Source organism: Phenylobacterium sp. (assembly GCF_044358365.1).
In the GTDB taxonomy this organism is placed as follows: Bacteria; Pseudomonadota; Alphaproteobacteria; order Caulobacterales; family Caulobacteraceae; genus Phenylobacterium.
Genome location: NZ_JBIKNZ010000013.1, coordinates 1 through 25,760 on the forward strand (window position 1 = coordinate 1; position 25,760 = coordinate 25,760).

General features: G+C 66.1%; 31 protein-coding genes. 18 read left to right on the top strand and 13 right to left on the bottom strand.

Translation table 11 applies throughout. The annotated features are described in order from the left end of the window. Both ACIQ3B_RS05565 and ACIQ3B_RS05570 read right to left on the bottom strand, forming a co-directional pair. A partial coding sequence (locus ACIQ3B_RS05565; protein WP_397400442.1) for a M3 family metallopeptidase occupies positions 1–2,060 on the bottom strand: 2,060 nt, incomplete at its 3' end. Positions 2,061–2,128: 68 nt separating this feature from the next. Continuing rightward, a complete protein-coding gene (locus ACIQ3B_RS05570; RefSeq protein WP_397400444.1) occupies positions 2,129–2,791 on the bottom strand; it encodes a TetR/AcrR family transcriptional regulator in 663 nt (220 codons plus the stop codon). Between the two features lie 170 nt (positions 2,792–2,961). On the opposite strand from ACIQ3B_RS05570, the gene ACIQ3B_RS05575 reads away from it, so the two are divergent. From ACIQ3B_RS05575 to ACIQ3B_RS05605, 7 genes are all read left to right on the top strand, one after another. Further along, positions 2,962–3,813, top strand: a complete 852-nt coding sequence (locus ACIQ3B_RS05575; RefSeq protein WP_397400446.1) for a glutamate racemase — start codon at positions 2,962–2,964, stop codon at positions 3,811–3,813. A 13-nt stretch (positions 3,814–3,826) separates the two neighbouring features. Beyond that, a complete protein-coding gene (locus ACIQ3B_RS05580; protein ID WP_397400448.1) occupies positions 3,827–4,348 on the top strand; it encodes an ATPase in 522 nt (173 codons plus the stop codon). Positions 4,349–4,424: 76 nt separating this feature from the next. Continuing rightward, the gene (locus tag ACIQ3B_RS05585; RefSeq protein WP_397400450.1) at positions 4,425–5,333 is read left to right on the top strand and encodes a hydrogen peroxide-inducible genes activator; all 909 of its coding nucleotides are present in this window, start codon (positions 4,425–4,427) and stop codon (positions 5,331–5,333) included. A 242-nt stretch (positions 5,334–5,575) separates the two neighbouring features. After that, positions 5,576–6,892: a sulfatase gene (locus tag ACIQ3B_RS05590; RefSeq protein ID WP_397400452.1), complete on the top strand. Its 1,317-nt coding sequence runs from the start codon at positions 5,576–5,578 to the stop codon at positions 6,890–6,892. A gap of 54 nt (positions 6,893–6,946) precedes the next feature. Beyond that, positions 6,947–7,768, top strand: a complete 822-nt coding sequence (gene dapF / locus ACIQ3B_RS05595; protein WP_397400454.1) for a diaminopimelate epimerase — start codon at positions 6,947–6,949, stop codon at positions 7,766–7,768. Next, positions 7,765–9,015, top strand: coding sequence for a tRNA (N(6)-L-threonylcarbamoyladenosine(37)-C(2))-methylthiotransferase MtaB (gene mtaB / locus ACIQ3B_RS05600; protein ID WP_397400456.1), 1,251 nt, complete (start codon positions 7,765–7,767; stop codon positions 9,013–9,015). Before dapF ends, mtaB begins: the two co-directional genes overlap by 4 nt. A gap of 10 nt (positions 9,016–9,025) precedes the next feature. Beyond that, positions 9,026–9,466: a GFA family protein gene (locus ACIQ3B_RS05605; RefSeq protein WP_397400458.1), complete on the top strand. Its 441-nt coding sequence runs from the start codon at positions 9,026–9,028 to the stop codon at positions 9,464–9,466. On the opposite strand, the gene ACIQ3B_RS05610 is transcribed toward ACIQ3B_RS05605, so the two are convergent. Continuing rightward, a complete protein-coding gene (locus tag ACIQ3B_RS05610) occupies positions 9,463–10,080 on the bottom strand; it encodes a trimeric intracellular cation channel family protein (protein ID WP_397400460.1) in 618 nt (205 codons plus the stop codon). The genes ACIQ3B_RS05605 and ACIQ3B_RS05610 overlap by 4 nt on opposite strands. Before the next feature lie 59 nt (positions 10,081–10,139). On the opposite strand from ACIQ3B_RS05610, the gene ftsY reads away from it, so the two are divergent. From ftsY to ACIQ3B_RS05625, 3 genes are read left to right on the top strand one after another with little or no spacing between them, the layout of a single operon-like run. Continuing rightward, complete coding sequence (ftsY, locus tag ACIQ3B_RS05615) at positions 10,140–11,084, top strand: signal recognition particle-docking protein FtsY (RefSeq protein ID WP_397400462.1); 945 nt, start codon at positions 10,140–10,142, stop codon at positions 11,082–11,084. Then, a complete protein-coding gene (locus tag ACIQ3B_RS05620; RefSeq protein WP_397400464.1) occupies positions 11,081–11,656 on the top strand; it encodes an inner membrane-spanning protein YciB in 576 nt (191 codons plus the stop codon). Before ftsY ends, ACIQ3B_RS05620 begins: the two co-directional genes overlap by 4 nt. 12 nt (positions 11,657–11,668) lie before the next feature. Further along, positions 11,669–11,953 (top strand): hypothetical protein, encoded by a 285-nt coding sequence (locus ACIQ3B_RS05625; protein WP_397400466.1) that lies wholly within the window; start codon positions 11,669–11,671, stop codon positions 11,951–11,953. Here ACIQ3B_RS05625 and ACIQ3B_RS05630 read toward each other — a convergent pair. From ACIQ3B_RS05630 to ccmA, 6 genes are all read right to left on the bottom strand, one after another. After that, positions 11,950–12,465: a DsbE family thiol:disulfide interchange protein gene (locus ACIQ3B_RS05630; protein ID WP_397400468.1), complete on the bottom strand. Its 516-nt coding sequence runs from the start codon at positions 12,463–12,465 to the stop codon at positions 11,950–11,952. The genes ACIQ3B_RS05625 and ACIQ3B_RS05630 overlap by 4 nt on opposite strands. Next, a complete protein-coding gene (gene ccmD / locus ACIQ3B_RS05635) occupies positions 12,462–12,614 on the bottom strand; it encodes a heme exporter protein CcmD (protein ID WP_397400470.1) in 153 nt (50 codons plus the stop codon). Before ccmD ends, ACIQ3B_RS05630 begins: the two co-directional genes overlap by 4 nt. A gap of 4 nt (positions 12,615–12,618) precedes the next feature. Next, positions 12,619–13,347, bottom strand: coding sequence for a heme ABC transporter permease CcmC (gene ccmC / locus ACIQ3B_RS05640; RefSeq protein WP_397400472.1), 729 nt, complete (start codon positions 13,345–13,347; stop codon positions 12,619–12,621). Between the two features lie 45 nt (positions 13,348–13,392). Next, positions 13,393–13,983: a Spy/CpxP family protein refolding chaperone gene (locus ACIQ3B_RS05645; RefSeq protein WP_397400474.1), complete on the bottom strand. Its 591-nt coding sequence runs from the start codon at positions 13,981–13,983 to the stop codon at positions 13,393–13,395. A 96-nt stretch (positions 13,984–14,079) separates the two neighbouring features. Continuing rightward, positions 14,080–14,745, bottom strand: a complete 666-nt coding sequence (gene ccmB, locus ACIQ3B_RS05650; RefSeq protein WP_397400476.1) for a heme exporter protein CcmB — start codon at positions 14,743–14,745, stop codon at positions 14,080–14,082. After that, positions 14,742–15,380 (bottom strand): heme ABC exporter ATP-binding protein CcmA, encoded by a 639-nt coding sequence (gene ccmA, locus ACIQ3B_RS05655; protein ID WP_397400478.1) that lies wholly within the window; start codon positions 15,378–15,380, stop codon positions 14,742–14,744. The genes ccmB and ccmA overlap by 4 nt, the downstream gene beginning before the upstream one ends. A 154-nt stretch (positions 15,381–15,534) precedes the next feature. On the opposite strand from ccmA, the gene acnA reads away from it, so the two are divergent. The 3 genes from acnA (at position 15,535) to ACIQ3B_RS05670 (ending at position 19,683) form a co-directional block, all read left to right on the top strand. After that, a complete protein-coding gene (gene acnA, locus ACIQ3B_RS05660; protein WP_397400480.1) occupies positions 15,535–18,225 on the top strand; it encodes an aconitate hydratase AcnA in 2,691 nt (896 codons plus the stop codon). A gap of 139 nt (positions 18,226–18,364) precedes the next feature. Then, positions 18,365–19,063 (top strand): DUF1223 domain-containing protein, encoded by a 699-nt coding sequence (locus tag ACIQ3B_RS05665; protein WP_397400482.1) that lies wholly within the window; start codon positions 18,365–18,367, stop codon positions 19,061–19,063. A 284-nt stretch (positions 19,064–19,347) separates the two neighbouring features. Then, complete coding sequence (locus tag ACIQ3B_RS05670) at positions 19,348–19,683, top strand: DUF2794 domain-containing protein (RefSeq protein ID WP_397400484.1); 336 nt, start codon at positions 19,348–19,350, stop codon at positions 19,681–19,683. 112 nt (positions 19,684–19,795) lie between these two features. Here the strand turns inward: ACIQ3B_RS05670 and ACIQ3B_RS05675 are convergent, their stop codons facing one another. Then, positions 19,796–20,542, bottom strand: a complete 747-nt coding sequence (locus tag ACIQ3B_RS05675) for a Bax inhibitor-1/YccA family protein (RefSeq protein ID WP_397400486.1) — start codon at positions 20,540–20,542, stop codon at positions 19,796–19,798. Positions 20,543–20,658: 116 nt separating this feature from the next. Here ACIQ3B_RS05675 and thpR point away from each other — a divergent pair, with 116 nt between their 5' ends. Further along, the gene (gene thpR, locus ACIQ3B_RS05680) at positions 20,659–21,210 is read left to right on the top strand and encodes an RNA 2',3'-cyclic phosphodiesterase (RefSeq protein ID WP_397400488.1); all 552 of its coding nucleotides are present in this window, start codon (positions 20,659–20,661) and stop codon (positions 21,208–21,210) included. On the opposite strand, the gene ACIQ3B_RS05685 is transcribed toward thpR, so the two are convergent. Then, positions 21,192–21,584, bottom strand: coding sequence for a DUF2237 family protein (locus ACIQ3B_RS05685; RefSeq protein WP_397400490.1), 393 nt, complete (start codon positions 21,582–21,584; stop codon positions 21,192–21,194). The genes thpR and ACIQ3B_RS05685 overlap by 19 nt on opposite strands. Before the next feature lie 62 nt (positions 21,585–21,646). Between ACIQ3B_RS05685 and ACIQ3B_RS05690 the strand changes: the two genes are divergently transcribed. After that, entirely contained in the window at positions 21,647–22,516 is an 870-nt protein-coding gene (locus tag ACIQ3B_RS05690) for an HpcH/HpaI aldolase/citrate lyase family protein (RefSeq protein WP_397400491.1), read from the top strand. Further along, positions 22,513–22,932 carry a hypothetical protein gene (locus ACIQ3B_RS05695; protein WP_397400493.1) on the top strand — a complete coding sequence of 140 codons (420 nt, stop codon included), beginning with the start codon at positions 22,513–22,515 and terminating at the stop codon, positions 22,930–22,932. Before ACIQ3B_RS05690 ends, ACIQ3B_RS05695 begins: the two co-directional genes overlap by 4 nt. On the opposite strand, the gene ACIQ3B_RS05700 is transcribed toward ACIQ3B_RS05695, so the two are convergent. Further along, positions 22,929–23,369 (bottom strand): HIT domain-containing protein, encoded by a 441-nt coding sequence (locus ACIQ3B_RS05700; protein WP_397400495.1) that lies wholly within the window; start codon positions 23,367–23,369, stop codon positions 22,929–22,931. The genes ACIQ3B_RS05695 and ACIQ3B_RS05700 overlap by 4 nt on opposite strands. Before the next feature lie 59 nt (positions 23,370–23,428). Between ACIQ3B_RS05700 and ACIQ3B_RS05705 the strand changes: the two genes are divergently transcribed. Continuing rightward, positions 23,429–24,415: a malate dehydrogenase gene (locus ACIQ3B_RS05705; RefSeq protein ID WP_397400497.1), complete on the top strand. Its 987-nt coding sequence runs from the start codon at positions 23,429–23,431 to the stop codon at positions 24,413–24,415. Positions 24,416–24,422: 7 nt separating this feature from the next. Beyond that, positions 24,423–24,956 (top strand): GNAT family N-acetyltransferase, encoded by a 534-nt coding sequence (locus ACIQ3B_RS05710; RefSeq protein WP_397400499.1) that lies wholly within the window; start codon positions 24,423–24,425, stop codon positions 24,954–24,956. A 1-nt stretch (position 24,957) separates the two neighbouring features. Here the strand turns inward: ACIQ3B_RS05710 and ACIQ3B_RS05715 are convergent, their stop codons facing one another. Next, positions 24,958–25,722, bottom strand: coding sequence for a LytTR family DNA-binding domain-containing protein (locus tag ACIQ3B_RS05715; RefSeq protein ID WP_397400501.1), 765 nt, complete (start codon positions 25,720–25,722; stop codon positions 24,958–24,960). Positions 25,723–25,760 lie beyond the last annotated feature (38 nt).

Genomic DNA, 25,760 nt, shown 5'->3' on the forward strand with positions numbered 1-25,760 from the left:
CGTCCGCGGAAGGCGCGATAGCCGGCCTTGGGATCCACGGCGTTGCCAGCTGACATGACGTGATCGTAGAGGCGCTTGGCGACGCGTTTGTCGTAGAGGCCGCCGGGGGCTTGCAGGAAGGCCTGGGCCGCGTCGGCGGACATCACCTCGGACCAGATATAGGAATAGTAGCCCGCCGACTGGCTGTCGCTGGTGAAGAGGTGCTGGAAGTGCGGCAGGCGGTGGCGCATCGCCAGTTCCTTTGGCATGTCCAGTCGGGCCAGTTCCTCGCGTTCAAAAGCCTTCGGGTCGATGTCGGCGGCGTCGGCCAGATGCAGTTTCATGTCGATCAGGGCCGAGGCCAGAAGTTCGGTGACGTTGAAACCCTGTCGGAAGGTGCTGGCCCTGCGGATCTTCGCGATCAGATCGTCCGGTAGCGGCGCGCCGGTGACATGATGCCGGGCGAATCGTTTCAGCAATTGCGGGGATAGGAGCCAGTTCTCCAGGAGCAACCCCGGGAATTCGACATAGTCCCCGAACACCCGGACGCCCGAGAGTGTGGGGTAGGTTACCTCGGAGTTCAGCCCGTGAAGGGCATGGCCGAACTCGTGGAACAGTGTGGTGGCGTCGGCCCATGAGATGAGCACCGGCTTGTCCTGCGCGCCGGGCACGAAACTGGCGTTATTGGAGACGATGGCCGTAACCCGTCCACCATGGGTCTGCTGCGCCCGATAGGTGTTCATCCAGGCGCCTGAGGTCTTGCCGGGCCGGGCGAGTGTGTCGAAATACCAGAGGCCCATGGGCCGCGCGCCGCGCCTGACCTGAAAGACGGTTACGCTGGGGTGCTGCGTCGGGACATCGAAGACCTGGGTGAACTGCAGACCATAGAGACGCCCGGCCACCCATTGTAGGGCCTCGCGCATTCGGTCGAGCTGCAGGTAGGGCTTCACCTCATTGAGGTCGAGATCGTATCGGGCCTTGCGGACCTTCTCTGCATAGTAGCGGTAGTCCCAGGGCGCGATCTGGACACCGACATTCTCCTGGCCGGCGATGGCCTGCATCTCGGCCACCTCTTCGCGGACCCGTGCAATGGCCGAAGGCCAGACACGCAGCATGAGGTCCAGGGCAGCCTGCGGTGTTCCGGCCATGGAGCTCTTGTCCAGGTTCCAGTGGGCATGTGTGGGGTAACCCAGCAGCTTCGCCCGCTCGGCGCGTAGCCGCAAAATCCGTGTGATCAGGCCATTGTTGTCACGCGCGTCGCCGTTGTCGCCCCGGCCGTAGAAAGATCTCCAGACGCGCTCACGCAGATCCCGCCGGTCAGAGTACGTCATGAAGGGATCGACGGCGGAACGGATATTGAGAATGGCGAAGTCACCGGGACGTCGCCGGGCCGCAGCCGCAGTTGCGGCGCTGGCTCGCAGGTCTGTCGGCAGTCCCGACAGATCGGCCTCCTTCAGGTAGAGAACGTGATCGTTCTCCTCCACCAGCACATTCTGGGCGAAGATCGTGTAGCAGCCGGCCAGCTCCGCATTGATGGCCGCAAGCCTCGCCTTGTCCGGCGGTTCAAGCTGCGCCCCGCTCTGCACCATGCGGCTCCATCGAAACTCGGTGAGACGCATCTGCTCGACGGTCAATCTGGCCGCGTGCCGTGCCTGATAGACCGCATCCACTCGTCTGAAGAGCGCGCTGTGCTGCTTGATCCGATCGAGGTGTTCCGCCAGCCGGGGTCGAAGTGTGCGGTCAGCGGCGCGGACTTCTGGAGTTGAAAGTGTGCCGATCCAGACGCTGTAGATCGCCGCGGCGCGCCCGGCCGCTGATCCGGTGTTTTCCAGAGCCGCGATGGTGTTGTCGAACGTCGGCGGGGCAGGGTTTGCGGCCAGGGTTTCCACCTCTTGCCACTCCTCGGCCATTGCGGCCTCCGCAGCAGGAACAAACTCGGCGACCTTGACCCGGTCAAAGGGAGGTACGCCCCCGTATGGCCCTGTCCAGGGCGTCAGCAGCGAATTCGTGATCTGCGAGGCGCCGGAGCGGGGCCAAGCCACTGCAGCGACTGAAGCAGCCAGGAAGGTACGCCGGCGCATGGGGTCTCCGAAAGACGGCTCCGGTATCTTCTACGTTGAACCGTTCAGGACGTCACCCGAGCGCGGATCTAGTGCGCCATGCCGCTCTGGCCACCGCCAATTGCGCCCGTCAGATCCTGCAATCGACTGATGGCTGTCGCCTCCCGGTTCGCAAGACCAAAGGCCGTGAGCAGCATGACCACCAGATGATGCCCTTGATCAACGCCAACCCGGCCGAGATAGTACTCGCGCATGGCCATCCGCAGAGCGCCGAACGCGAGGATTCTGGCGGCCCGCAGGTCGCCCGCATGGAAACGTCCGTCGGCGATGGCGCGTCGGTGCAGGATGTCGAACTGTTCCTGCCAGACGGACTCGAGCGGGGCCGCCGATCCCTCCAGCCGGATCGCCACCCAACCCTTGACCGGGTCCGCAATCGTTGCAGCCCAGATACGATGCAGGATCGCAGCGATCAGCTCGACCGGGTCATCAATGGTGTTTCGAGCGTCCTCAAGCCCCCAGTCCAGTTCGTGGGTGATGCGCGCATTCAGCGCCTGAAGCACATCCATAACGGTGGGGAAGTAGGTCAGAAAATCATCGCGTGTCACGTCGGTGGCGCTGACGAAGTCTTCTATGGAACAGGTGTTCGGACCCTTCGCCGCGATGACCCTCGCCGCCGCGTCCAGAATCCGCCGACGCAAGCCCGTCTGCGGCTCACCTGCGCGATGGGGCTCGCCCCAGGACCTCTCACCCATCCGACCCGTCCCCCACCGGTATTTCTCGGCACCAGCGCACCCTAGACGAAGGATTTACGACGGTGTCAAACCGAGTCGCCTAAGACGTGTGTGGGTACAAGCCAAGGGCGAATGGATTGCTGGCCACCGTCAACGGTGACAGTCCCTGCGACGCCCGCTAACACCGGGATATGGCGATAGGTGTCTTTGACTCTGGTGTCGGTGGCTTGACGGTGCATCACCGTCTCGTCGAGCGGTTTCCGACCGCCGATTTTGTCTATCTCGCCGACCAGGCCCACGCGCCCTATGGCGGCAAGTCGGGCGAGGAGATCGTTGATCTGACAAGAGCAGGCTGTGTCCGACTGTTCGAGCGGGGCTGCGATGTGGTCGTGCTGGCGTGCAACACCGCCGCCAGCGTGGCGCTCCGGCGACTGCAGCAGACCTGGCTGCCGGGCTATCGGCGCGAGCTGGGCCGGTCGGTGAACATCCTGGGGATCGTCGTGCCCACCATCGAGGCGGCGACCGGCCTGCCGTGGGAACATGAGGCGGACCGTCGTGGCGACAAGGTCGAGAAGCTGGATGTGCTTGGGGTATTCTCCACGCCGGCGACCGCCCGGAGCCGGGTCTATGAGATCGAGATCGACAAGCGGCGGCAGGATGTAGCGGTGTTCTCCGAGCCCTGTCCGGATCTGGCCCGGATGATCGAGACGGGAGCGGCACGGATGGAGCTCACCAGCGTGATCGCAGGCCACGTGAAGGCGCTGGCCACACGGATCGGGCGCCATCCCGACCGGGCGATCCTGGGCTGTACTCACTATGAGATCGTCGCGGACCTGTTCCAGGCAGCGCTGCCGCCAGGTACGCCGCTGATCCGTCAGCCCGAGGCGACAGCCGATGCGCTGGCGCGTTATCTGGCGCGGCATCCGGAGTTCGATCCCGGGACGTCGTCGAACCGCAGGTTTATGACGACCGGGCGTCCAGGGGCTCAGCACAGTATGGTAGAAGCCTTCTGGGGAGCGCCGCTGAGCTTTCAGATGGCCTAGGAGGAACGTCGCCATGAAGCTTCTGCTTGCCGCCTTGATTGCCGCTTCATCCTTCGCCGGTGTGTCGCAGGCTGAGGTGATCGCGAGCGGGTCGAATGGCTTTCGGCTTCGAACGGTCCAGCAGGTGGCGGCGGCGCCGGAAACGGTCTTCAAGGCGGTGGGCGAAATCGGCCGCTGGTGGAGTGACGCCCACACCTATTCCGGCAAGGCCGCCAACATGACCATGCCATTGGCGCCCAATGCCTGCTTCTGCGAGAATCTCCCGGGCGGGGGCGTCCGCCACGGCATTGTGGAACTCGTGATCCCCAACCGACAGGTCCGCGTTTCCGCCGCCTTGGGGCCGTTGCAGGACGAGGGCGTCTCGGCCGCGTTGTTCTTCGGGCTGGTTCCCAAGGACGGCGGGACCGAGCTGACGGTTACCTACAATGTCGGCGGCGCAAGAGAGGCCATGGTCGTCGCAGCCCCTGTCATTGACGGTGTTATTTCTCAGGCGGCGCGACGACTGAAGACCTATATCGAAAGCGGAAAGCCTTGAGGGCCGGGATCAGATTCCGCCGTTTCCGTTCTCGATAGATTTTGCGAGATCGATAGACGCAGCCTAAAGTCTCCCGATGCTCCCGACCATTCGCCAACTCCAGTACCTCAAGCTTCTCGCCGAGCACGGCGCCTTTGGAAAGGCCGCCGAGGCCGCGCACGTCACCCAGCCAACCCTGTCGGCAGGCATCCAGGAACTGGAGCGGACGCTTGGCGCGCCAGTGGTCGACCGCGCGCGATCCGGCGTGATCCTGACGCCGGTGGGAGAGGAAGCCCTGCGCCGCGCCACGGTGATCCTCAACGAGGCTGAGGAACTGGTCGAAGCTGCCAAGAACGCCGGCCAACCCCTGGCTGGACGGTTCCGGCTGGGCGTCATTCCGACGATCGCCCCGTTCCTGTTGCCGGGCGCACTTCCCCTGTTTCGGGACCGTTTCCCTCGGCTTCGGCTGTTCCTGCGGGAAGACCTGACCCAACGCCTGATCTCCCAGCTCAAGGCTGGTCGTCTGGATGCCGCCTTGATCGCGCTGCCCTACGATATGAGCGGGCTCGAGTGGGCCCCTGTGGTCGAGGATGAGTTGCTGGCGGCTGTGCCTGCCGATCATGCACTGGCCGGACTGTCCTCGATCTCTCCCGACGCGCTGGAGCGCGAAAACCTGATCCTGCTGGAGGATGGCCACTGTCTTCGCGAGCACGCGCTCTCGGCCTGTCGCCTCAACCCGCCCCGTATGGGCAGTGGGGAGGAACCGTTCGCCGCCACCTCGCTTCCCACCCTGGTGCAGATGGTGGCCTCAGGGCTTGGCGTGACCTTCCTTCCGGGCATGGCGGTGAGCGCCGGCCTTGTGAGCGGGGTGAACATCGCCATTCGTCCCATCGACGCCGAGAACCCCGCACGTGAGATCGTGGTGGCCTGGCGCGCCGGCTCGAACCGCCGCGCCGAGGGGCGGTTGCTTGCCGCAGTGCTGCAAGATGTCTGTGAGCCCGGATAGGCCTCAGCCAGATACAGTCCAAAACGTGCCTGCGCCGGGGCGGGTCGGCCCCGAATCGCACGTGCGATGATGAACCTGGGCCTGGCGCTGAAGAACAGGATGGCGCGCCCGGTTACGCCGGACGATCTGGATCGCATCGTCGGCATGATCGACGACACGGCCTCGGGCATCGAACGTAGCTGAAGCGCTCGACTCGACGCCGGCGCCCTGCGAGGCTTCCGCAAAACCCCGGGGGGAACGTGATGGTGAAGGGCGCGACGCCGCAGCGGCGGCAGGTGCTGACGGGTCTGGCGGCGATGGGGGCCACTGCAGCGGCGCCCGTCCGGCGTCCGCCGAACGTCGTGGTCGTGCTGGCCGATGACCTCGGCTACGGCGACCTTGGCGTCCAGGGATCCAACCTGATTGCTACACCGAACCTTGACCGCCTGGCGCGGCAAGGCGTGCGGATGACGGACTTCTACGCCGCGGCGAACATCTGCACGCCGTCGCGGGCCGGGCTGCAGACCGGCCGCTATCCGATCCGGACGGGCCTGGCGTACGAGGTCATCCGGGCCTCCGACACCAACGGCCTGGCGCTGTCTGAAATCACCCTCGCCGAGGCGCTCAAGCCGGACTACGCCACCGCCCTCGTCGGAAAATGGCATCTGGGCCATGTGGCGCCGTTCTGGCCGCCGACAAAGCATGGCTATGACCTGTTCTTCGGACTGCCCTATAGCCACGACATGAAACCCCTGTCGCTCTACACGGCGGCGTCGGGGGTCGAACTGACTCAGGAAGATGTGGATTTTCCACGCCTGACCCAACGGTTCTTTGATCGCGGGATTCAGTTCATCGAGGACAACAGGGCCAGGCCGTTTTTCCTGATGTTGTCGCTCACGGCGCCGCATCTGGCATTGAACCCCCACCCCGACCACGCGGGCCACTCGCGGGCCGCCGCCTATGGCGATGTAGTGGAGGAAATCGACAGCCAGGTCGGCCGGCTGACAGCGCTACTGAAGGCGCTGGGAATCGATCGCGACACCCTGGTGTTCGTGACCTCGGACAACGGGCCGTGGATGGAGGGCTCATCCGGCCCCTTGCGTGACCGGAAGGGCGGGGCAGGCTGGGACGGCGGGTACCGCGTGCCGTTCATCGCCTGGGGTCCCGGACGTCTACCGGCCGGCAAGGTCAGCGGCGAGATCGCCATGAACATCGACCTGCTGCCGACGATCCTGGCGTTGACCGGCCGCCCGCTTCCGGGGACCGAGATGGATGGTCGGGATCTGACGGCCGTCCTGATGCGCGGCGCCAGGAGTCCGCACGACGAACTGATCCTGTTCAACAATGAAAAGGTGGTGGCGGTCCGCACCGACCGCTGGAAATTCGTTGCCAGTTCTTACTATCGCAGCATCGTTCTGCCGCTGGCGGCGATCCGGGGCGAGGGGTTGTTCGACGTCCGGGCCGACCCCGCCGAGACTTACAACCTGGCCAGCCTGCATCCGGAGGTTCTGAAGGACATGCGGGCCAGGCTGGATCGGGCCAGGGCGACGTTTGAGCCGTTGGGGCTGCGCAAACCTTAGGAAATCAGGGTCTGAGGTGATCTCTGGCCGTTTCTGCCCTATAGGTCCGCCCCCATGAGCCGTCCGTTCCTGAAGATGAACGGGCTCGGCAACGACTTTGTCGTGGTCGAGACCCGCACCGCCCCGTTCGCCCCGACGACCGTCGAGGTGCGTGCGATCGCCAATCGCGAAACCGGCGTCGGCTGTGATCAACTGATCGTAGTCGAGCCCTCCGACACCGCCGACGCCCATGTGCGATTCTGGAACGCGGACGGCGAAGAGGTTTCGGCCTGCGGGAACGGGACCCGCTGCGTTGGCTGGCTGTTGATGCAGGCCTCAGGCAAGGATGAGGCCGTGATCGAGACAAAGGCCGGTCGCCTCGTAGCCACGCGCGCCGGCGAGCGGTTGGTCAGCGTCGACATGGGCCTCCCGGGTCTGGAGTGGCGCGAGATCCCGCTGGCGAGCGAACACGACACAGTCTCGCTGGGGACTGTTCTTTATGACCACGCCGACCTGATGGCGCCGCCGGGGTGTGTCTCCATGGGCAATCCCCATGTCGTGTTCTTCGTGCCAGACGTGGAGTCCGTGCCCATCGCCAGGATCGGACCGGTGGTGGAGCATCATCCGCTGTTCCCGCAGCAGGTGAATGTCGGCTTCGCCCAGATCGTGGCCGCCGACCGCATTCGTCTGAGGGTCTGGGAGCGTGGCGCGGGTCTGACGCGGGCCTGCGGCACCGGCGCCTGCGCCGCCCTGGTCGCCGCTGCGCGCCGCGAATTGACCGGCCGCCATGCAACGCTGGAACTGGACGGCGGCGAACTTTTCATCGAGTGGCGCAAGGACGGCCACGTGATCATGACTGGCCCGGCGGCTGTCGACTTCATGGGCGAGTTGCCGTGACAGCGGACGTCGACATAGTCACCTTTGGCTGTCGCCTGAACGCCTACGAGAGCGAGGTCATTCGCGCGCGTGCGGCGGAGGACGGCCTGACCGATGCGGTGGTGTTCAACACCTGCGCCGTCACGGGCGAGGCGGTGCGTCAGGCGCGGCAGGCGATCCGCAAGGCACGCCGCGAACGACCCGGCGCGCGCCTGATTGTGACGGGCTGTGCGGCCCAGATCGATCCGCAGGCCTTCGCCGACATGGCCGAGGTGGATCTGGTGCTGGGCAATGCCGAAAAGAGCCAGGCTGGAGCCTACGCCCTCCAGACCGAGCCGGCGCGGGTGCGCGTCAACGACATCATGAGCGTGCGCGAGACCGCCGGGCATCTCATCGATGGCCTGAAGGATCGCGCCCGTGCCTATGTCGAGGTCCAGAACGGCTGCGATCACCGCTGTACCTTCTGCATCATTCCGTTCGGCCGCGGGAACTCACGGTCGGCCGGGGCCGGCGAGGTGGTGGATCAGGTCCGGCGACTGACCGCCCAAGGCTATCAGGAAATTGTGCTCACCGGTGTGGACGTCACCAGCTGGGGAACCGACCTGCCCGGTCAGCCGACGCTGGGCCAGCTGGTGGCGCGGATCCTCAAGCTGGTCCCGGAACTGCCGCGCCTGCGGCTGTCGTCCATCGACGCCGCCGAGATCGACGCCGACCTGTTGCGGTGTCTGGCCGAAGAGCCGCGGCTGATGCCCTATCTGCACCTGTCGCTGCAGGCGGGCGACGACATGATCCTGAAGCGGATGAAGCGGCGCCATAGCCGTGCCGACGGCCTGAAGCTGATCGCCGATGTTCGCGCCGTGCGCCCGGATACGGCGTTCGGCGCCGACTTCATCGCGGGCTTCCCTACCGAGACGGACGAGATGTTCGAAAACACCCTGCGGCTGGTGGAGGAGGCTGGCCTGTCGTTCCTGCACGTCTTCCCCTACAGCGCCCGTCCGGGCACGCCCGCAGCGCGGATGCCGCCGGTCAAGGGTCCGGTGATCAAGGCCCGCGCTGCCCGTCTGCGCGCCGCAGGCGATGCTGCGCTCGCGCGTCACCTGGATCGCCAGGTCGGCAGAACCCTCGACGGTCTCGTGGAATCCGACAGTCGGGCCAGAGCCGCAGACTTCACTGAGGTGTTTTTCGAGGGTGAGGCGCCGGTGGGCGGCATCGCCAGCCTGCGGGTCACGGGTCACGACGGACGGCGCGCCCTCGCCGCCGTGATCTAGGGAGGACGCTGTGAGCTTCTCAGGCGGGTGCCAATGTGGCGCGGTGCGGTTCCGGGTGGACGGCGACCTCGGCGAGGCCAGCATCTGCCACTGCCGCATGTGCCAGAAGGCGACCGGCGGCCTCTTCGGCCCTTATGTCGGCGCACCTGCGGTTGTCTGGACGCGAGGTGAGCGCAAGCGCTTCCAGAGTTCCAACAAGGTCTGGCGCGGCTTCTGTGAGGCCTGCGGCACGCCGCTGACCTTCGAATACGGTGAGAGCTCCGTGGCGCTGGCCATCGGCGCGTTGGACGATCCGGCCGCAGCGCGGCCGACCGAACAACTTGGCAGCCCCAGCAAACTGCCCTGGGTCGACGGGCTTGCCGAACTGCCCACCCACGAACCGACCGAGCCCCGCGCTGCGGCCCACCTGGCCAGCATCGTCAGCCTCCAGCATCCGGATCACGACACCTAGGTTCGCCCCGGGAACCCCGGCATCTGCCAGCCAAACAGGATCGCGCCGGCGCGTACGCCGAATGCGGCAGCAAATCCCAAGGCGCCGGCGATGACCAAAGCCACCCCGAGGGTGTTCAGGCCCACAAACACCGCCGCCCCCAGTAGCGCCGGCGTCACATAGAGTTCGCGGCGCAGCAGCACAGAGGGCTCCTCGGCCAGGACGTCACGGATGATCCCGCCAAAGGTGGAGGTCAGCACACCCATCACGATGGCCGACCCCGGCGGCACGCCCAGAGACACGGCTTTCAAGGCGCCGACGACGGTGTAGGCCGCCATGCCCACGGCATCCAGCCAGAGCAAGAGGCGCTCGCGCCCCTGACCCCAGCCGAAGATCCAGATGGCGATAGCGCCCAGCAGGCAGACCGCCAGATATTCCGGGCGCGCCACCCAGAACACCGGCGCATCGATAAGCAGGTCGCGCAGGGTTCCACCGCCTACACCCGTCACGGCGGCGAAGAAGCCGAACGTCACGATGTCGTGTTTGCGCCGCGCGGCGGCCAGCGCACCGGACGCGCCGAAGACGGCGACGGCGGCGTAGTCCAGTACGGTCAGGGTCTGCGCAAGGGCGTCCATGCTGGACTTTGTGCGGTCAGAGGTGACGGCGCGCAAGGAGGCGGCTAGAAGCCCGCCCCATGTCAGACCCAAAACGTGGCTGGTTCTCGCGGCTCACCGAAGGCCTCACCAGGTCGTCGAAACAGATGGGCGAGCAGATCGCCCAGGTGTTCGTCGCCAAGGCGCCGCTTGATCAGGCCAAGCTCGACGAACTGGAAGAGATGTTGATCGAGGCAGACCTCGGTCCGCACTCGGCCGCCCGGATCACGGCGCGGTTCTCCGCGGAGTCCTTCGGGAAGAATGTCGACGATAATGACATCCGCGAGGCGCTCTCGAATGCAATCGGCGAGGAACTGAGCGCACGCGAGGGGGTGTTCGCCCCGCTCTCGGGTCCGAAACCCTATGTGGTGCTGTTCATCGGCGTGAACGGGTCCGGCAAGACGACGACGCTGGGCAAGATCGCCACCGACCTGAAGCGCCAGGGGGCCAAGGTGTTGATTGTCGCTGGCGACACCTTCCGCGCCGCCGCCGTTGAACAGTTGAAGGTGTGGGCTGATCGCGCCGGCGCCGACTTCATCGGACGCCCCACCGGCTCCGACGCCGCAGGTCTGGCGTTCGACGCCCTTCAGAAAGCCCGGGACGAGGGCTACGACGTGATGCTGGTCGACACCGCCGGGCGGCTTCAGAACAAGCAGGGTCTGATGGACGAACTGCACAAGATCATCCGGGTGCTCAAGAAGCTGGATCCCGAGGCGCCGCACGAAACGCTGCTGGTGCTGGACGCCACCGTCGGGCGCAATGCGCTGGCTCAAGAAAATATCTTCGGTAACCAGATCGGCGTTTCCGGCATCGTCATGACCAAGCTGGATGGCACGGCGCGCGGCGGGGTGCTGGTGCCTGTGGCCCAGGCCTCGGACAGTCCCATCAAGCTGATCGGCGTCGGCGAGGGCGTCGACGACCTTCAGCCTTTCAACGCCCGGGCGTTCGCCCGCTCACTCGTTGGCCTCGCGGAGCCTGTTCGATGACCAAACGCGCGCGGGCCTGGGTCCGAAATTTCGTCGACTATTCCGCGCTGGCGGTCTTCCTCGTCGCCTACTTCCTGACCGGCAAGAATATCACCATGGCCACCTGGGCCCTGGTGATCGGCTCGGCGGTGGCCCTGCTGGTCGGCCTGATCGTGGAGCGTCGGGTGGCGCCTCTACCCGCCATCGCCGGAGGGGCGGCGCTGGTGTTCGGCGGCGCGTCGCTGTTCTTCCACGATCCCCGGATCCTGAAGATGAAGCCCACCATCATGAACGGCCTGTTTGCCGCAGGGCTGATCGGCGGGCTGGCCTTCGGCAAGAATCCGCTGCGTCTGATGCTGGGCGAAGCATTTGACATGCCGCCCGGGACCTGGCGTCAGCTGACCATCAACTTCGCCATGCTGTTCCTGGGTCTGGCGTTGCTGAACGAGTTTGTCTGGCGCACCCAGCCTGAGGAAACCTGGGTGATCTTCCGCTTCCCGGGAATGATGATCCTGACCTTCGTCTTCTCCATCGCCCACGCGCCTCTGTTGATGAAGCACGTGAAGACCGACGAGCCGCCTAAGGCCGACTAAACCCGGATATCGATGAGCGATCCCGGGCGCAGATACTTCTGGGGCGCATCCGGGGTCGAGGCTGATGGCGCAGCGATGATCGGGGCGGAGGCAGCCGGGGCCGATGTCGGCGCAGCTGTTTGCCCCATCGCCGCCGTAAAGAACGCCCTGGCCTGGGCCATCCGGGCGTTGTCCGGCGCGGTTGTGGCCGGTGGAGCGGGCGGCAGGCTGCCTGGGCGGATCGGGTTCAACGGACGACCGGGATTATGGTTAATGCGGGAGGCCCAAACTGGCGCCGAGGCCTCAACGACCGGTTAACGGGCGAGTTTCGCCAATCGTGCGGCTTCGGTCTCGGTGAGCGGCCCGGTGTGTTTCGCCAACACCATGCCGTCACGCCCGATCACATAGGTTTCGGGGACACCGGTAACGCCGAGCTCGATCCCGGCGCGCCCGTCGCGGTCCACCAGGGCAGTGGCAAATGGATTGCCCAGCCGTGTCAGGAAGGCCTGGGTGTTAGGTGGGGCGTCCTTGTAGGCGATCCCCACCACGCGAACGCCCTGTCCGCGCATCCCCATCAGGATCGGGTGTTCGATCTCGCAGGGTGCGCACCAGGAGGCGAACACATTGACCACCATTGGCCCTTCGGCAGCGAGCTCGCGGATCCGCATCGGCTGGCCTTCGTCCAGGGTGGGCAGGCTCAGGTCCGGGACCATCTTGCCAACCAGCGCCTGTGGCTGCACCTGCGGATCGCGCTTGAGGGCATAGAAATAGAAGAGCCCGCCCATCGCCACGAGCGCCACCAGCGGCAGGATGGCCAGCCAGCGGTTCACCTGGGCGTCTTCGACGATTTGGTGAGCTCGTCATAGCGACGCCGCCAATGACGGGCGTGGTTTACGGACAGCAGGATCATGCCGCCAAAGACGACCGCGGTGATCACAAAGGCCGGAATGATGAACTCGGCGTACTTGAAATCGAACATGGGGTCAGCCCGCCGCCGCGCGCAAAGCAGCGGCCTCGGCGCGGCGGCGCCACACCTCGCCGCGAATGCGCACCAGCCATAGCGACCCGAAGGCCGACATATAGGCCAGGCTCATGAGAAGCAGGGGAACCAGGAACACGGTCGACATCGCGGGGCCGCCCTTGGCGAACAGGGACGAACCCTGGTGCAGTGAATTCCACCACTCGACGCTGTAGTGAATGATCGGCAGGTTGATGACGCCCACCAGCGCCAGGATCGCCCCGGCCCGCGCGGCCTTGGCCTCGTCGTCCATCGAGGCGCGTAGCGCGATGTAGGCGATGTAGAGCAGGAACAGCACCAGCACCGAGGTCAGGCGGCCGTCCCAGACCCACCAGGTTCCCCACATCGGCCGGCCCCAGAGCGATCCGGTGACCAGCGCCAGGAAAGTGAAGGCCGCACCAAGCGGAGCAGCGGCCTGGGCGGCGGCGTCGGCAAGGGCGTGGCGGAATATCAGGGACAGGAAACTGGCGACCCCCAGACAGGCATAGGCAAACATGCCCAGCTGGGCCGCCGGCACGTGAATGAACATGATCCTGACGGTGTGGCCTTGCTGGTAGTCCTCAGGCGCGGTGAAGCCCAGATAGAGACCGGCCACAGCCAGTCCGGCGGCGATGACGCCGAACATGGGCGCGGCCCAGCGGGAAAACACCATGAAGCGTTCAGGATTGGAAAGGAAGGCCGGCGCCCAGGTCATGATGACGTGGATAGAGTCCGCGCGCGCGCCCCGCAAGCCACCGGTTCAAGTACGAGGCTTCTGATCCCATTCCCGGCGCCCGTCGTCGCCGCCCCGCCTCTGGTGAATCGGGATGACCATCGGCCCGAAGCCAGGCCCGGCCATCATCAGCATTGGCATGGCGTCGAACACCTTGCGCTGCTTCTCGTCCAGCTTTGCGTAGAAGGTCCGCGTGGCCTCGATCCGCGCCTTAATGGCCGTTTGCTGCCGCGCCAGATGCGCTTCCATCTCGGCCAGCCGTTCTGGGGTCGTGCGAGCCTCGGCGCCGTGCTCGGCCCGTTTGGCGCCGGCTGCCCCTGTCCGGACCGTCGCATTGAGGAAGGTCTTGAGCGCATCCTTTTGATCTGATCGCAGCTGAAGCATGGTGGTCAGGTGTTCGGCCCTGTCGACGCCGTCACGCATCATCCCGTGGGGTCCTTCCATCCGGTAGACCCGAACCTCACGGCGCTCGGTCCTGCGGTCGGCCCTGTCGCCGTCCGGCGCCTTGGCCGCATCTGCGGCGGCCTGCTGGCTGGCGGCGAGCTCGCCAGCCAGGACGGGGTTGGCGGCCAGCGTCAGGGCGGCGCCCGCCATGAGCCAGATGAGTATCTTTGTCATCGCCGGAAATCTCCCGTGTTCGGCTTTGCAATCCCGACAGGATGGCCGTGCGGTTGGGGCGAAAACGGGGCGTCGTGGATTAAGCTTTGTTCATGATCACGACAGGGCGTTCCGGCACGCTGCGGCCATCGCCAGCGGTCCGAGGGCCACCGCCGTAGCGGCATAGGCGCCCAGCAGCGCTATGCCGCCCCTCCAGGGCAGGCCTGACGCAAACGAGTCCAACGCGCCCCCGCCGAAGATCACGGGCGGGACGAACAGGGGCAACACGATCACGGCCGTCAGCAGGCCGCCTCGGCGCGCGCCGAGGCTTAGGGCGGCGCCGATGCCTCCCATGAAAGCGAAGGCTACGCCGCCCAGCAGGGCGCAGGCGAAAATCAGCGGCGCCAGGCTCAGCGGCGCGCCAAGTCCCATGGCCGCCACCGGCGCGGCTGCCGCCAGAGGTGCGCCCGTCGCGAGCCACTGGCCCAGGCATTTGATGAAGCAGGTCAGCTCCAGCGGCGTGGGCGACAGGGTCAGCAGGTCGAGCGCGCCATCCTCGTAGTCCCGCTCGAACAGCCGCTCCAGCGACAGCAATGAGGCCAGCGCCAGCGCCACCCAGGCCGCGCCCGTGGCGATCGCCGCCAGCCGCTGGGGTTCCGGGCCTATCGCCAGTGGCAGGAGCGTGGCGACGCCGGCATAGAATCCGACGGCGACCAGCGGCCCGCCGCCGCGCCCCCACGCCAGGGCGGTCTCGCGACCGAGCAGGGCGATGAGGCGGCTCACGCCGAAAGCTCCAGGCTGCGGCTGGCCACGGGCAGAGGGTCGTGGACCGCCGCCAGGATCATGCCGCCACCATCAAGGTGGGTTTGCATCAGCTGGCTCAGACGGTCGCGCCATCTGGCGTCCAGAGGACTGAGCGGCTCGTCCAGCAGCCAGAGCGTGCGTGGTGCGGCCAGCATCCGCGCCAGCGCAAGCCGACGACGCTGGCCGGCAGACAGCCGGCGCACCTCCAGATCAAGCAAGGTCGTCAGCTCCAGCGCGTCCGCCGCTGCGCCGAAGTCACCCCCGCCGCACCATCGGGTCCAGAACGCCAGCTCCTCGCGGGCCGTACGCGCGACCTTGAGACCGTCGGCATGTCCCACAAGATGGAGCCCATCGCCCCGCGCCTCTGTCGGGTCCAGGTCTCCAAAAGTGATGTCACCGGCGTCCAGAGCCACCAATCCAGCCACAGCCCGGAGCAGGCTGGTCTTGCCGGAACCGTTCGGCCCGGTGAGCGCGCAGGCCTCACCGGCCTGCATCTCAAGGCAGACGTCCTGAAACAGCAGGCGCCCGCCCCGGCGGATGGCAGTGTTTCTGAGCTGAAGACGGGCGATCACCGGGTCAGCCAGCCTTTTGGAAAGCTTCGCATTCGCGTGCATGGACGAGGCGAAGGGCTGGGGCTATGAACACCGTGGTCGCCAAAGCTTGGGGGTGCCAACGCCGCGCGGAGACGAACGCTGTGTGTCCGTCTTTCGAAGAGCGCGCGATTCCCCGGGTGGTTTGGGTGGCCGAAAACAGAGAGGATCTCCCGCTATGGCGTCCGTGGACACCCACAATACCCGCCGACTTCTGACGGTCGGAAAGAAGACCTACGCTTACTACAGCCTTCCGGCCGCTGAGGAAGCGGGACTTTCTGGCATATCGCGCCTGCCGATCTCGATGAAGGTGTTGCTGGAAAACCTGCTGCGTAACGAAGATGGAATTTCGGTCGGCGCCGACGACTTGAAGGCGATCGCCGCCTGGGCCGACAACCGGGGCTCGGTTGAGCACGAGATCAGCTTCCGCCCGGCCCGTGTGCTGATGCAGGACTTCACCGGCGTGCCCGCCGTCGTCGACCTGGCCGCCATGCGCGACGCCATGACCGCCCTGGGCGGCAACCCGGACAAGATCAATCCGCTCAGCCCCGTCGATCTTGTGATCGACCACTCCGTGATGGTGGACTTCTTCGGCAATGCGAAAGCCTTCGGCGACAACGTCGAGCGTGAGTATCAGCGCAATATCGAGCGCTACAACTTCCTGCGTTGGGGCTCGTCCGCCTTCAACAACTTCCGCGTCGTGCCCCCCGGCACCGGCATCTGCCACCAGGTGAACCTGGAGTATCTGGCCCAGACGGTCTGGACCAATTCCGACGAGGGCCAGGAAGTGGCCTATCCCGACACCGTCGTCGGCACCGACAGCCACACCACCATGATCAACGGCCTGGCCGTGCTGGGCTGGGGCGTCGGCGGCATCGAGGCTGAAGCGGCCATGCTGGGCCAGCCGATCCCGATGCTGATCCCGGAAGTCATCGGCTTCAGGCTGGACGGTGCGCTGCCGGAAGGCGCCACCGCCACTGACCTGGTGCTGACCGTTACCCAGATGCTGCGCAAAAAGGGCGTGGTGGGCAAGTTCGTCGAGTTCTATGGCCCCGGTCTTGCGAACATGACGCTGGAAGATCAGGCGACCATCGCCAACATGGCCCCGGAGTACGGCGCCACGTGCGGCTTCTTCCCCGTCACCCAGGCGACCATCGACTATCTGGCCGCCACCAACCGGGCGCCGGACCGTGTGGCGCTGGTCGAGGCCTACGCCAAGGCCCAGGGCATGTGGCGCGAGCCTACCGATCCGGACCCCGTGTTCACCGACACCCTGGAACTGGACATGGCCAGCGTCGTGCCCTCGATGGCCGGGCCCAAGCGTCCGCAGGACCGGGTCGAACTCACCGCCGCCGCCGCCGAATTCAAGGCGGCGATGGAAGGCGACATGTTCGCCAAGCCCGGTACGCTCACGGATCGCTTCAAGGTCGACGGCGAAAAGTACGACATCGGCAACGGCGATGTGGTGATTGCAGCCATCACCTCCTGCACCAACACCTCAAACCCCGGTGTGCTGATTGCGGCCGGTCTGGTGGCCAAGAAGGCCGTTGAAAAGGGCCTGAAGGTAAAGCCCTGGGTGAAGACCTCGCTGGCGCCAGGCTCTCAGGTGGTCACCGACTATCTGAAGTCGGCCGGCCTCACGAAGTCGCTGGACGCCCTGGGCTTCAATCTGGTCGGCTATGGCTGCACCACCTGCATCGGCAATTCGGGCCCGCTCGCGCCCGCGATCTCCGAGTCGGTGCAGGCCAATGACGTGGTGGTCTGCTCGGTCACCTCTGGCAACCGCAACTTCGAAGGCCGGGTGAACCCGGATACCCGCGCCAACTATCTGGCCTCGCCGCCGCTGGTGGTGGCCTACGCCCTGGCCGGCTCGATGAACATCGACCTGACCACCGAAGCTTTGGGAACGGGCAAGGACGGAAAGCCGGTCTATCTGAAGGATATCTGGCCCACCACGGCCGAGATCATCGCCCTGCAGCGCAAGCACGTCACCAGCAAGATGTTCGCCAGCCGGTACGCCGACGTCTTCAAGGGCGACAAGAACTGGCAGGGCATCAAGGTCAAGGGCGGCCAGACCTACGACTGGGACATGACCTCGACCTACGTCCAGAACCCGCCCTATTTCGAGGGGCTGGAGATGGAGCCCAAGGCGGTCACCGACATCGTCGAGGCCCGCGTCCTGGGTGTGTTCGGCGATTCGATCACCACCGACCACATCTCGCCGGCCGGCTCGTTCCGGGCCACCACGCCGGCGGGCAAGTATCTGGTGGAGCGCCAGGTGCCGCCGACGGAGTTCAACGGCTACGGCGCCCGCCGGGGCAACCACCAGGTGATGATGCGCGGCACGTTCGCCAACATCCGTATCCGGAACCGGATCACGCCCGATGTCGAAGGCGGCGTCACCAAGCACTTCCCGTCCGGCGACCAGATGTCGATCTATGACGCGGCCATGCGCTATCAGGGCGAAGGCCGTCCGCTGGTGATCTTCGCGGGCAAGGAGTACGGCACAGGTTCGTCACGCGACTGGGCGGCCAAGGGCACCAAGCTTCTGGGCGTCCGTGCGGTGGTCTGCGAGAGCTTCGAGCGAATCCACCGTTCGAACCTGGTGGGCATGGGCATCCTGCCGCTGCAGTTCCTGCAGGAAGGCTGGCAAAAGCTGAACCTCACCGGCGAAGAGATCGTCACGATTCGTGGCCTGACCGAGCTTGCCCCGCGCAAACAGCTGATCGTGGAAATGTACCGCCCGTCGGACGGCCGCATTGCCCGCTTCCCGGTCCGCTGCCGCATCGATACGCCGATGGAGCTTGAGTACTTCAAGAACGGCGGCGTCCTGAACTACGTCCTGCGCAGCCTGGCCAAGCCGGCCTGATCTGAGGCGACGGAACGACGGGAGGGTGGCTGCAGGTCTGCAGCTACCCTCTCTGCGTTTTGGCGCGGTGCAAGCCCCTGCGTCCCACTCACGGCTTCTTGTGATTTACAGCCCGGCGAACGCCGCTTAAGTCGGGACGATGCGGATAGCGGCGCTTCTCGGCCTGATCCTGATCGCCATGCCTCTTGGGGCGGCGGCCAGGCCGCCTGTGCTCGTGGAGCTCTTCACGTCGCAGGGCTGTGGAAACTGCCGCGAGGCGGAGGCCCACCTGGCCAGGCTGGCGGACCGTCCCGGCGTTCTCGCCCTTACGTTCTCTGTCGACTATTGGGACTATCTCGGCTGGACCGACACCTTCGCTCGCCCCGAGCACACCGGGCGGCAGAAGGCCTACGTTACGCGGCTGAAGCTGCGCGAACCCTATACGCCACAGGTCGTCGTGGATGGCCGACAGGAGACCCAGGGTCAGAAAACGGCGGAAGTGGACCGGCTGGTGCGCACCGCTGTGGGTCAGGCGCGCAACTATCCTGACATGCGGTTTGTGGGGCTCCGACGGGTGGATGTGGGTTCGGGCCGCGTGGCTGGCGGCGGTAGCGCGGATGTCTGGATGATCCGCTACGATCCCAGGGCGGTCGAGGTTTCCATCAAGGCCGGCGACAATCGTGGCGAGACGGTCGTTCAGCGCAACGTGGTTCGCCAGATAGTGCGACTGGGCGTCTGGCGCGGCGCTCCCAAGGCCTACCGGTTGCCCCAGGCAAGCGATGAGGCATTAAAGACCCTTGTGGTGGTTCAAACGCCGCGTGGGGGACGGGTGCTGGGTCTCGCGCAAGGTCCGCACTGAGGCCTGACCGAGAGGGCCCGCACCCTCGGGGGGAAGGGTGCTAGCCGTCATGTCTGGAGAGAAACAGGAGTGTCGGCTGGCCAGTCCGCTAATCCAGGACGGGGCTGGGGGGGCTTTTCAGGATCCGGAACCAACGGGCGCTCTGACCAACCGACACTGACAGTATCGGCGCGCTATCTGGCGAGGACGGGACCGAAACAAGGTCTTTTCGCGGCAGATCCGTCGACCATGCGCGTCGAAATCGGATGGCCTGATGCCGCCATCCGGGTTTAGGCTCCGACTCGATGGCTTTCGATCCGAGCTACGCAGCGCCGAGGCAGGCGGGTGTTTTCTTCGAGCGGCGCGAACTGGAGCGCCTGTTGCGTCTTTACGGGCGTATGGTCGCCGCCGGAGAGTGGCGTGACTACGGTATGGATGGTCTGCAGGATTGCGCCGTCTTCTCGGTGTTCCGCCGCAGCGCCGAGGCGCCGCTCTATCGCATTGAAAAGCACCCGGCGCTGGCCCGCAAGCAGGGCGCCTGGGCGATCGTCGGTCAGGGCGGCCATGTGCTGAAGCGCGGCCATGAGCTGGAACAGGTGCTGCGCTTCTTCGACAAGGGCCGGTTTTCGGTGGTGGACTGACAGCTTCCTGATCGGTCACGGCCAGCTGCTCTTGAGCATCCCATACGTCCGGACATGAAAAAACCCCGGCGGTCGCCCGCCGGGGTTCGAACCTCTGGTCCTGCGTCGCCGGTTAGCGGCGGTCGCCCAGGAAGGCGAGCAGGAACTGGAACAGGTTGATGAAGTTCAGATAGAGGCTGAGCGCACCGAAGTTGGTGGCCACGCCCATGGCGGCCTGGTCGCCGCCGAGCTCGTAGTACTGCATCTTCAGGCGCTGGGTGTCGAAGGCGATCAGGCCCGCGAAGATGAACACGCCGAGCGCGTTGATGATCAGCGACATCATCGAACTGCCAAGGAAGATGTTGATCAGCGAGGCGCCGAGCAGGCCCCACATGCCCATGATCAGGAAGCTGCCGAACGCCGTCATGTCCTTCTTTGTGGTGTAGCCAAAGAGGGACAGGGCGCCGAAAGCGGTCGCCGTGAGCAGGAAGGTGGAGGCGATCGATGTGCCTGTGTAACGCAGCACCACCACGCCCAGCGAGGCGCCGATCAGACCGACAATCGACCAGTAGAGGATGCCTGCCGTCTTTTCGGTGGCGTTGCGCATGGCGAACATGCCGAACATCATCACCGCCAGCGGTGCGAAGGCGATCACCATGCCAAGGATCGTGTAGCCGACCCGGCCGTTGGCGACCGTGAACATCAGGCTGCTGATCGGCTGGAAGCTGCTGGTCAGGAACGCAAGCGCCGCTGACAGGACCAGACCCAGCGCCACCTTGTTGTAGACGCCTAGCATGAAGCTGCGGAGGCCCACGTCCACGGACATGTCGGCGCGATCCGCGGGGATCGAGCGCGCGAAGTCGCGGTTATAGTCGCTCATTTGAGCAAGACCCTTTGATGCGCGCCCGCAATCCGGACGCTTGTCGAATATCGTTTTTCGCAGGCCATTGTACAAGGGCTGATTCGTTTTGCTCATCATAAGGATATCAAACGCTCATGATCCGCCTGTTCGCCGCGCTCGCCGTTCCGCCGGAGATCGGACGCGCCCTGCAAAGCCGGCAGGCAGGCATCGACGGCGCGCGCTGGAGGCCGCTCGAGGCGTTTCACGTAACGCTGCGCTTTTTCGGCGAGGTCCGCCAGGATGTGGCGCGCGATCTGGACGAGGCGCTGCTGCAGGTGGTCGCCCGTCCCTTCGAGATCGTGCTCGACGGCGTGGGCTCATTCTCCGACAGCGATGGCCCCTCGGCGGTATGGGCCGGGGTACAGGCCAACCCGGCGCTCTCGCGGCTGGCCAGCGCCTGCGAGCGCGCCGCCCGGGACGCGGGTATGGAGGCTGACGCCCGGCGCTATCGTCCCCACGTCACGCTCGCCAACCTGCGCCGGCAGAACCCGACCCAGGTGGCGCTCTGGCTGGAGACCCATGCGCGCCTGCTGTCGCCGCCGATCCCGGTTACCGGCTTCGGCCTCTATTCGAGCCAGCTGAGTCCGGAAGGATCGCACTATCGCCTGGAGGCCGAATACCCCTTCGCTCAGGCCGGGGCGGCATAGTCCTTGAGGACGCCCAAGGGGACGATGGCCAGGGTTTCTTCGTGGGTGCTCTGCAGGATCACCTGCGGCGCCGCGCCGGCATCCAGCGCCTCCTTCCAGCGGGGTGCGCAAAGGCACCAACGGTCGCCCGGCTTCAGCCCCGCGAAGCCCAGATCAGGCCGGGGCGTCGAGAGGTCGTTGCCCGCCCGGCGCGAGAAGGCCAGAAATTCTGCGGTCATCACCGCGCAGACGGTATGCAGCCCTACATCATGCGGCCCCGTCTCGCAGCAACCGTTGCGGTAGAACCCGGTGAGCGGGTCCAGCGAACACGGAACCAGTTCCTCGCCCAGCACATTGCGGGCGTCGGCGTCATAGCGGATGGGAAGAGTGGTCATGACGCCATCCTAAACGCTAAGACTTGCGCTGCGCCAAGGCGTCACGAACACTCAGGGTCCAGATGCACGATACCGCCCGCCCTCGCCGAAGCGTTCTTTACCTGCCGGCCAGCAACCTGCGCGCCATAGAAAAGGCGCGCTCACTGCCGTGCGACACAGTGATCCTCGATCTTGAGGACGCGGTGGCCCCGGAAGCAAAACCTGAAGCCCGCGCGGCGGCGGTGGCGGCTGTGCGCGCCGGCGGGTTCGGCGCGCGCGAACTCGTGGTGCGGGTGAACGGTCTGGACACCCCCTGGGGCGCCGACGACCTGGCGGCAGTCGCCGGCGCCCGGCCGAATGCCATCCTGACGCCCAAGATTTCGTCGGCGGCGGATCTGGCGGCTGTTCGCGCGGCGGCGGGCCCCGAGCTGCCGCTATGGGCGATGATCGAGACCTGCGCGGCGATGTTCGCCCTGCCTGAGATTGCCGCCGCATCGCTGCGTCTGGGGACCGGCGTCTGGGTGATGGGCACGAACGATCTCGCCAAGGAAATGCATTGCCTACCGGGCGTCGACCGCGCACCGCTGACGACCGCCCTGAGCCTCAGCGTGATGGCGGCCCGCGCCCATGGGCTGATCATCCTGGACGGTGTCTTCAACGACATTGGTGATCCTGACGGGCTGACGAAGCAATGCGCCCAGGGTGCGGCTTGGGGCTTTGACGGCAAGACCCTGATCCATCCCGGCCAGATCGATACGGCCAACACCGCCTTTACCCCGGAGGCGGACGCCGTGGCCTGGGCGCGTACGGTGGTTGCGGCGTTCGATGACCCGGCAACGGGCGACAAGGGCGTGCTCAAGGTCGAGGGGCGGATGGTGGAGCGCCTCCACCTGGAGGAGGCCCGGCGTCTGATCGCCGTCGCCGAGGCGATCGCGGGGCGGGTCGCCGGATGAAGGCCTGTCTCCCCATCCTGGCTCTGGGTGCGCTTGCTGCGGGCCATGCGTTTACCCAGACGGCGGACACCCGGGCCTATGATGACCGGCTGCGCGCCTCCATGGCGGGGGTGACATCGTTTCAGGGGCCGATGGACGGGGGCTGGACACTGCGGGCCGGCGATCAGGAACTCTACGTCTTCCAACTGTTCGACCGGAACGGTGTGGTGGATGGCGCCTGGCGCGATCCACGCCGCCCCGGCGCAATCGAGGCTTCCGGATTCCTGGATCAGGCAGAGCGCCGGTCTGATAGGCTGACCCTCCGTTTGGCCGGGCGCGTGGCCAACCTGAAAGTCGATGCCGAGGGGCGGTTGTCGGGCGACCTGACCGAGGGCGATCGCACTGTCGCTGTCACCCTGCGTCGCCGCAACCGCTAAAGGCCGAGGGCTGCGCGCGCGCCAGTGATGGCCTTGGCCTGGGCTTCCGGATCCCATGGCGCTGCGACGCCGACGCCCCAGACCGGCCCGGGCCAGGCTGGATCGCCGGGGCGGCGCCCCACCACATGGACATGCAGTTGCGGCGTCAGGTTGCCCAGCTGGCCGACGTTCAGTTTTCCCACCGGCCATCCCACAGCCTGGCCGGCCGCCCGAACGGCCGCGCCGGCGGTGACGATTTCCGCCATCAGGACCACCCGATCCCCGTGCGACAGGTCCTCCAGCTCGCGAAGCCCGGCCTGCCGGGGGATCAGCACGAGCCAGGGCCAGCGGGCGTCGGTCTGCAGGCGCACATGGCAAAGCGCCAGGTCGCCGACCGGTTCGGACGTGGCGGCGAAGGCGGGATGAAGTTCGAACATCACCCGTGCCGCCTGCGGCATTGCGGCGGCGCCGTCAACGGGTTACGGACGCCGCGACAATCCCCATCAGGAGCCGCCCCATGGCCAAGAAGCCCATTCGCGTTGCAGTCACCGGCGCCGCCGGAAACATCGGTTACGCCCTGCTGTTCCGCATCGCTTCGGGCGAAATGCTGGGCAAGGATCAGCCGGTCATCCTGCAGCTGCTGGAGATCCCGGTCGAAGGCCCGCAGAAGGCGCTGAAGGGTGTGGCGATGGAGCTGGAGGACTGCGCCTTCCCGCTGCTGCAGGACATGATCCTGACGGGCGACGCCGAGGTGGCGTTCAAGGATGTGAACTGGGCGCTGCTGGTGGGCTCCAAGCCCCGTGGACCCGGCATGGAACGCGCCGACCTGCTCAAGGACAACGGCAAGATCTTCATCGCTCAGGGTCAGGCCATCGACAAGGTCGCCGCCGATGACGCGCGTATCGCCGTGGTGGGCAACCCCTGCAACACCAACACCATGATCGCCGCCAGCCAGGCGAAGCGCCTGACGCCTGACCGCTTCACCGCCATGGTGCGCCTGGACGAGAACCGCGGCCGCGCCCAGCTGGCCAAGAAGGCCGGTGTTTCGGTCAACGACGTCTCCGATCTGTTCATCTACGGCAACCACAGCCCGACGATGTTCGCCGACTTCACCCACGCCAGGATCGGCGGCAAGGACGCGGCCTCGGTCATCGGCGATCAGGCCTGGCTGGAAAACGAATACCTGCCGACGGTCGGCAAGCGCGGCGCTGCGATCATCGACGCGCGCGGCCAGAGCTCGGCGGCCTCGGCGGCCAATGCCCTGATCGATCATGTCCGTGACCTGTCGACTGTGGGCGCGATCCACTCGGTCGCGGTCAACAGCGAGGGTCGCTACGGCTTCGCCGAGGGCGTGTGGGCCGGCATGCCGGTGAAGACCACCGCGCCTGGCGCCTATGAGGTGATCACCAGCTACGAGATGGACGACTTCGCCAAGTCGAAGATCAAGATCACCAACGACGAGCTGGTCGGCGAGCGCGACACCGTCAAGGACATGCTGGGCTAGGGGCCGGATGTCGTTCCCGATTCTTGAGACGGAACGGCTTATCCTGCGCGTTCCGACGGCCGAGGACTTCGAGCCCTGGGCGGCCTTCTCGGCCGACGAGGAGGCCATGCGTCACCTTGGCGGCGCGCAGTCCCGCGCCGTCGCATGGCGCGGCATCTGCACCATGACCGGCGCCTGGACGATCCGGGGCTTTTCCATGTTCTCGGTCATCGAGAAGGCCACGGGGCGCTGGGTCGGGCGGCTGGGTCCCTGGGAGCCGGAAGGTTGGCCGGGCACGGAGGTCGGGTGGGGACTATCGCGCGAGGTCTGGGGTCGGGGCTATGCCACCGAAGGCGCCACTGCCGCCATCGACTGGGCGTTCGACACCCTGGGTTGGGACGAGGTGATCCACACGATCGAGCCGGCCAATGTGGCGTCTCAAGCCGTCGCCCGACGGCTGGGGTCCAGCATTCTTCGGCTGGCGCATATGCCCGCGCCTTTCGGCAACATCATTGACGCCTGGGGCCAGAGCCGCGAGGCGTGGCGGGCGCGTCGGCGCTGAACTAGATCCAGCCGCGCTCGCGTAGCAGCCCGGCATAGGTGCGGCTGACCGGCACCTCCGCGCCGTTCTTGAGCGTCAGTGTCGCGCGGCCATCCCCACGCCTGGCGTCGGTGATCGCGTCGCGGGCCACCCACCAGGATCGGTGGACCTGAGCGCCCTCGATGCCCTGCAGTTCGTCCACCGCATCGGCCAGCCTGAGCAGGATCAGGTCCTGGCCCTTGGAGGTGTGCAGGCGAAGGTAGTGATCCTCGGCCTCCACAGCCCAGACTTCGGCGCCGCGTAGCTTCAGTGGCATCCGTTCCAGAAACTTCGGCAGCGCGGGGTCTGCATAGGTCATTGCCGTACGACGGGACTCCACCAGGAGGTTGATGGCGGTCAACGCCGCCGACACCAGCAGGACATACCCAAACAGGAACGGGATCCCGGCCAGCTGCATGCTCGATCCCAGGACGAACCGGCTGGCGGTCCACACGAACAGGGTGAAGGGAATCGACATGGCCACCGCGGCAACCCCGCCAATCAGCCAGGCGTTGTCTGTCAGGCTTCTGGCCCGCCGCGCGATTGTTGTGGTGACGAATGAGCCCCAACCATATCCGACGGCCATGACCGGCAGCCAGTAGGCCAGGCGTCGCAGCAGCGGCGCTTCATAGGTTCCAAACGCGCCGGAGAAGGCGAGAAACAGCCCGGCGGCCAGGGTGATCGCCAGGCCACGGACGTGGTTGGGCGGGGGTTCTGACGGCGGAATGACGCTGCTGTTCCCGGTCATCGACCCGCTGCCCACGAAGCGTCAACGGCGACCGGCGG

Coding starts and splice junctions, on each gene's coding strand:
- ACIQ3B_RS05570 (WP_397400444.1), bottom strand. CDS start 2,791: ATGGGTGAGAGGTCCTGGGGCGAGCCCCATCGCGCAGGTGAGCCGCAG.
- ACIQ3B_RS05575 (WP_397400446.1), top strand. CDS start 2,962: ATGGCGATAGGTGTCTTTGACTCTGGTGTCGGTGGCTTGACGGTGCAT.
- ACIQ3B_RS05580 (WP_397400448.1), top strand. CDS start 3,827: ATGAAGCTTCTGCTTGCCGCCTTGATTGCCGCTTCATCCTTCGCCGGT.
- ACIQ3B_RS05585 (WP_397400450.1), top strand. CDS start 4,425: ATGCTCCCGACCATTCGCCAACTCCAGTACCTCAAGCTTCTCGCCGAG.
- ACIQ3B_RS05590 (WP_397400452.1), top strand. CDS start 5,576: ATGGTGAAGGGCGCGACGCCGCAGCGGCGGCAGGTGCTGACGGGTCTG.
- dapF (WP_397400454.1), top strand. CDS start 6,947: ATGAGCCGTCCGTTCCTGAAGATGAACGGGCTCGGCAACGACTTTGTC.
- ACIQ3B_RS05610 (WP_397400460.1), bottom strand. CDS start 10,080: ATGGACGCCCTTGCGCAGACCCTGACCGTACTGGACTACGCCGCCGTC.
- ftsY (WP_397400462.1), top strand. CDS start 10,140: ATGTCAGACCCAAAACGTGGCTGGTTCTCGCGGCTCACCGAAGGCCTC.
- ACIQ3B_RS05620 (WP_397400464.1), top strand. CDS start 11,081: ATGACCAAACGCGCGCGGGCCTGGGTCCGAAATTTCGTCGACTATTCC.
- ACIQ3B_RS05625 (WP_397400466.1), top strand. CDS start 11,669: ATGAGCGATCCCGGGCGCAGATACTTCTGGGGCGCATCCGGGGTCGAG.
- ccmD (WP_397400470.1), bottom strand. CDS start 12,614: ATGTTCGATTTCAAGTACGCCGAGTTCATCATTCCGGCCTTTGTGATC.
- ccmC (WP_397400472.1), bottom strand. CDS start 13,347: ATGACCTGGGCGCCGGCCTTCCTTTCCAATCCTGAACGCTTCATGGTG.
- ACIQ3B_RS05645 (WP_397400474.1), bottom strand. CDS start 13,983: ATGACAAAGATACTCATCTGGCTCATGGCGGGCGCCGCCCTGACGCTG.
- ccmA (WP_397400478.1), bottom strand. CDS start 15,380: ATGCACGCGAATGCGAAGCTTTCCAAAAGGCTGGCTGACCCGGTGATC.
- acnA (WP_397400480.1), top strand. CDS start 15,535: ATGGCGTCCGTGGACACCCACAATACCCGCCGACTTCTGACGGTCGGA.
- ACIQ3B_RS05665 (WP_397400482.1), top strand. CDS start 18,365: ATGCGGATAGCGGCGCTTCTCGGCCTGATCCTGATCGCCATGCCTCTT.
- ACIQ3B_RS05670 (WP_397400484.1), top strand. CDS start 19,348: ATGGCTTTCGATCCGAGCTACGCAGCGCCGAGGCAGGCGGGTGTTTTC.
- ACIQ3B_RS05675 (WP_397400486.1), bottom strand. CDS start 20,542: ATGAGCGACTATAACCGCGACTTCGCGCGCTCGATCCCCGCGGATCGC.
- thpR (WP_397400488.1), top strand. CDS start 20,659: ATGATCCGCCTGTTCGCCGCGCTCGCCGTTCCGCCGGAGATCGGACGC.
- ACIQ3B_RS05685 (WP_397400490.1), bottom strand. CDS start 21,584: ATGACCACTCTTCCCATCCGCTATGACGCCGACGCCCGCAATGTGCTG.
- ACIQ3B_RS05690 (WP_397400491.1), top strand. CDS start 21,647: ATGCACGATACCGCCCGCCCTCGCCGAAGCGTTCTTTACCTGCCGGCC.
- ACIQ3B_RS05695 (WP_397400493.1), top strand. CDS start 22,513: ATGAAGGCCTGTCTCCCCATCCTGGCTCTGGGTGCGCTTGCTGCGGGC.
- ACIQ3B_RS05700 (WP_397400495.1), bottom strand. CDS start 23,369: ATGCCGCAGGCGGCACGGGTGATGTTCGAACTTCATCCCGCCTTCGCC.
- ACIQ3B_RS05705 (WP_397400497.1), top strand. CDS start 23,429: ATGGCCAAGAAGCCCATTCGCGTTGCAGTCACCGGCGCCGCCGGAAAC.
- ACIQ3B_RS05710 (WP_397400499.1), top strand. CDS start 24,423: ATGTCGTTCCCGATTCTTGAGACGGAACGGCTTATCCTGCGCGTTCCG.
- ACIQ3B_RS05715 (WP_397400501.1), bottom strand. CDS start 25,722: ATGACCGGGAACAGCAGCGTCATTCCGCCGTCAGAACCCCCGCCCAAC.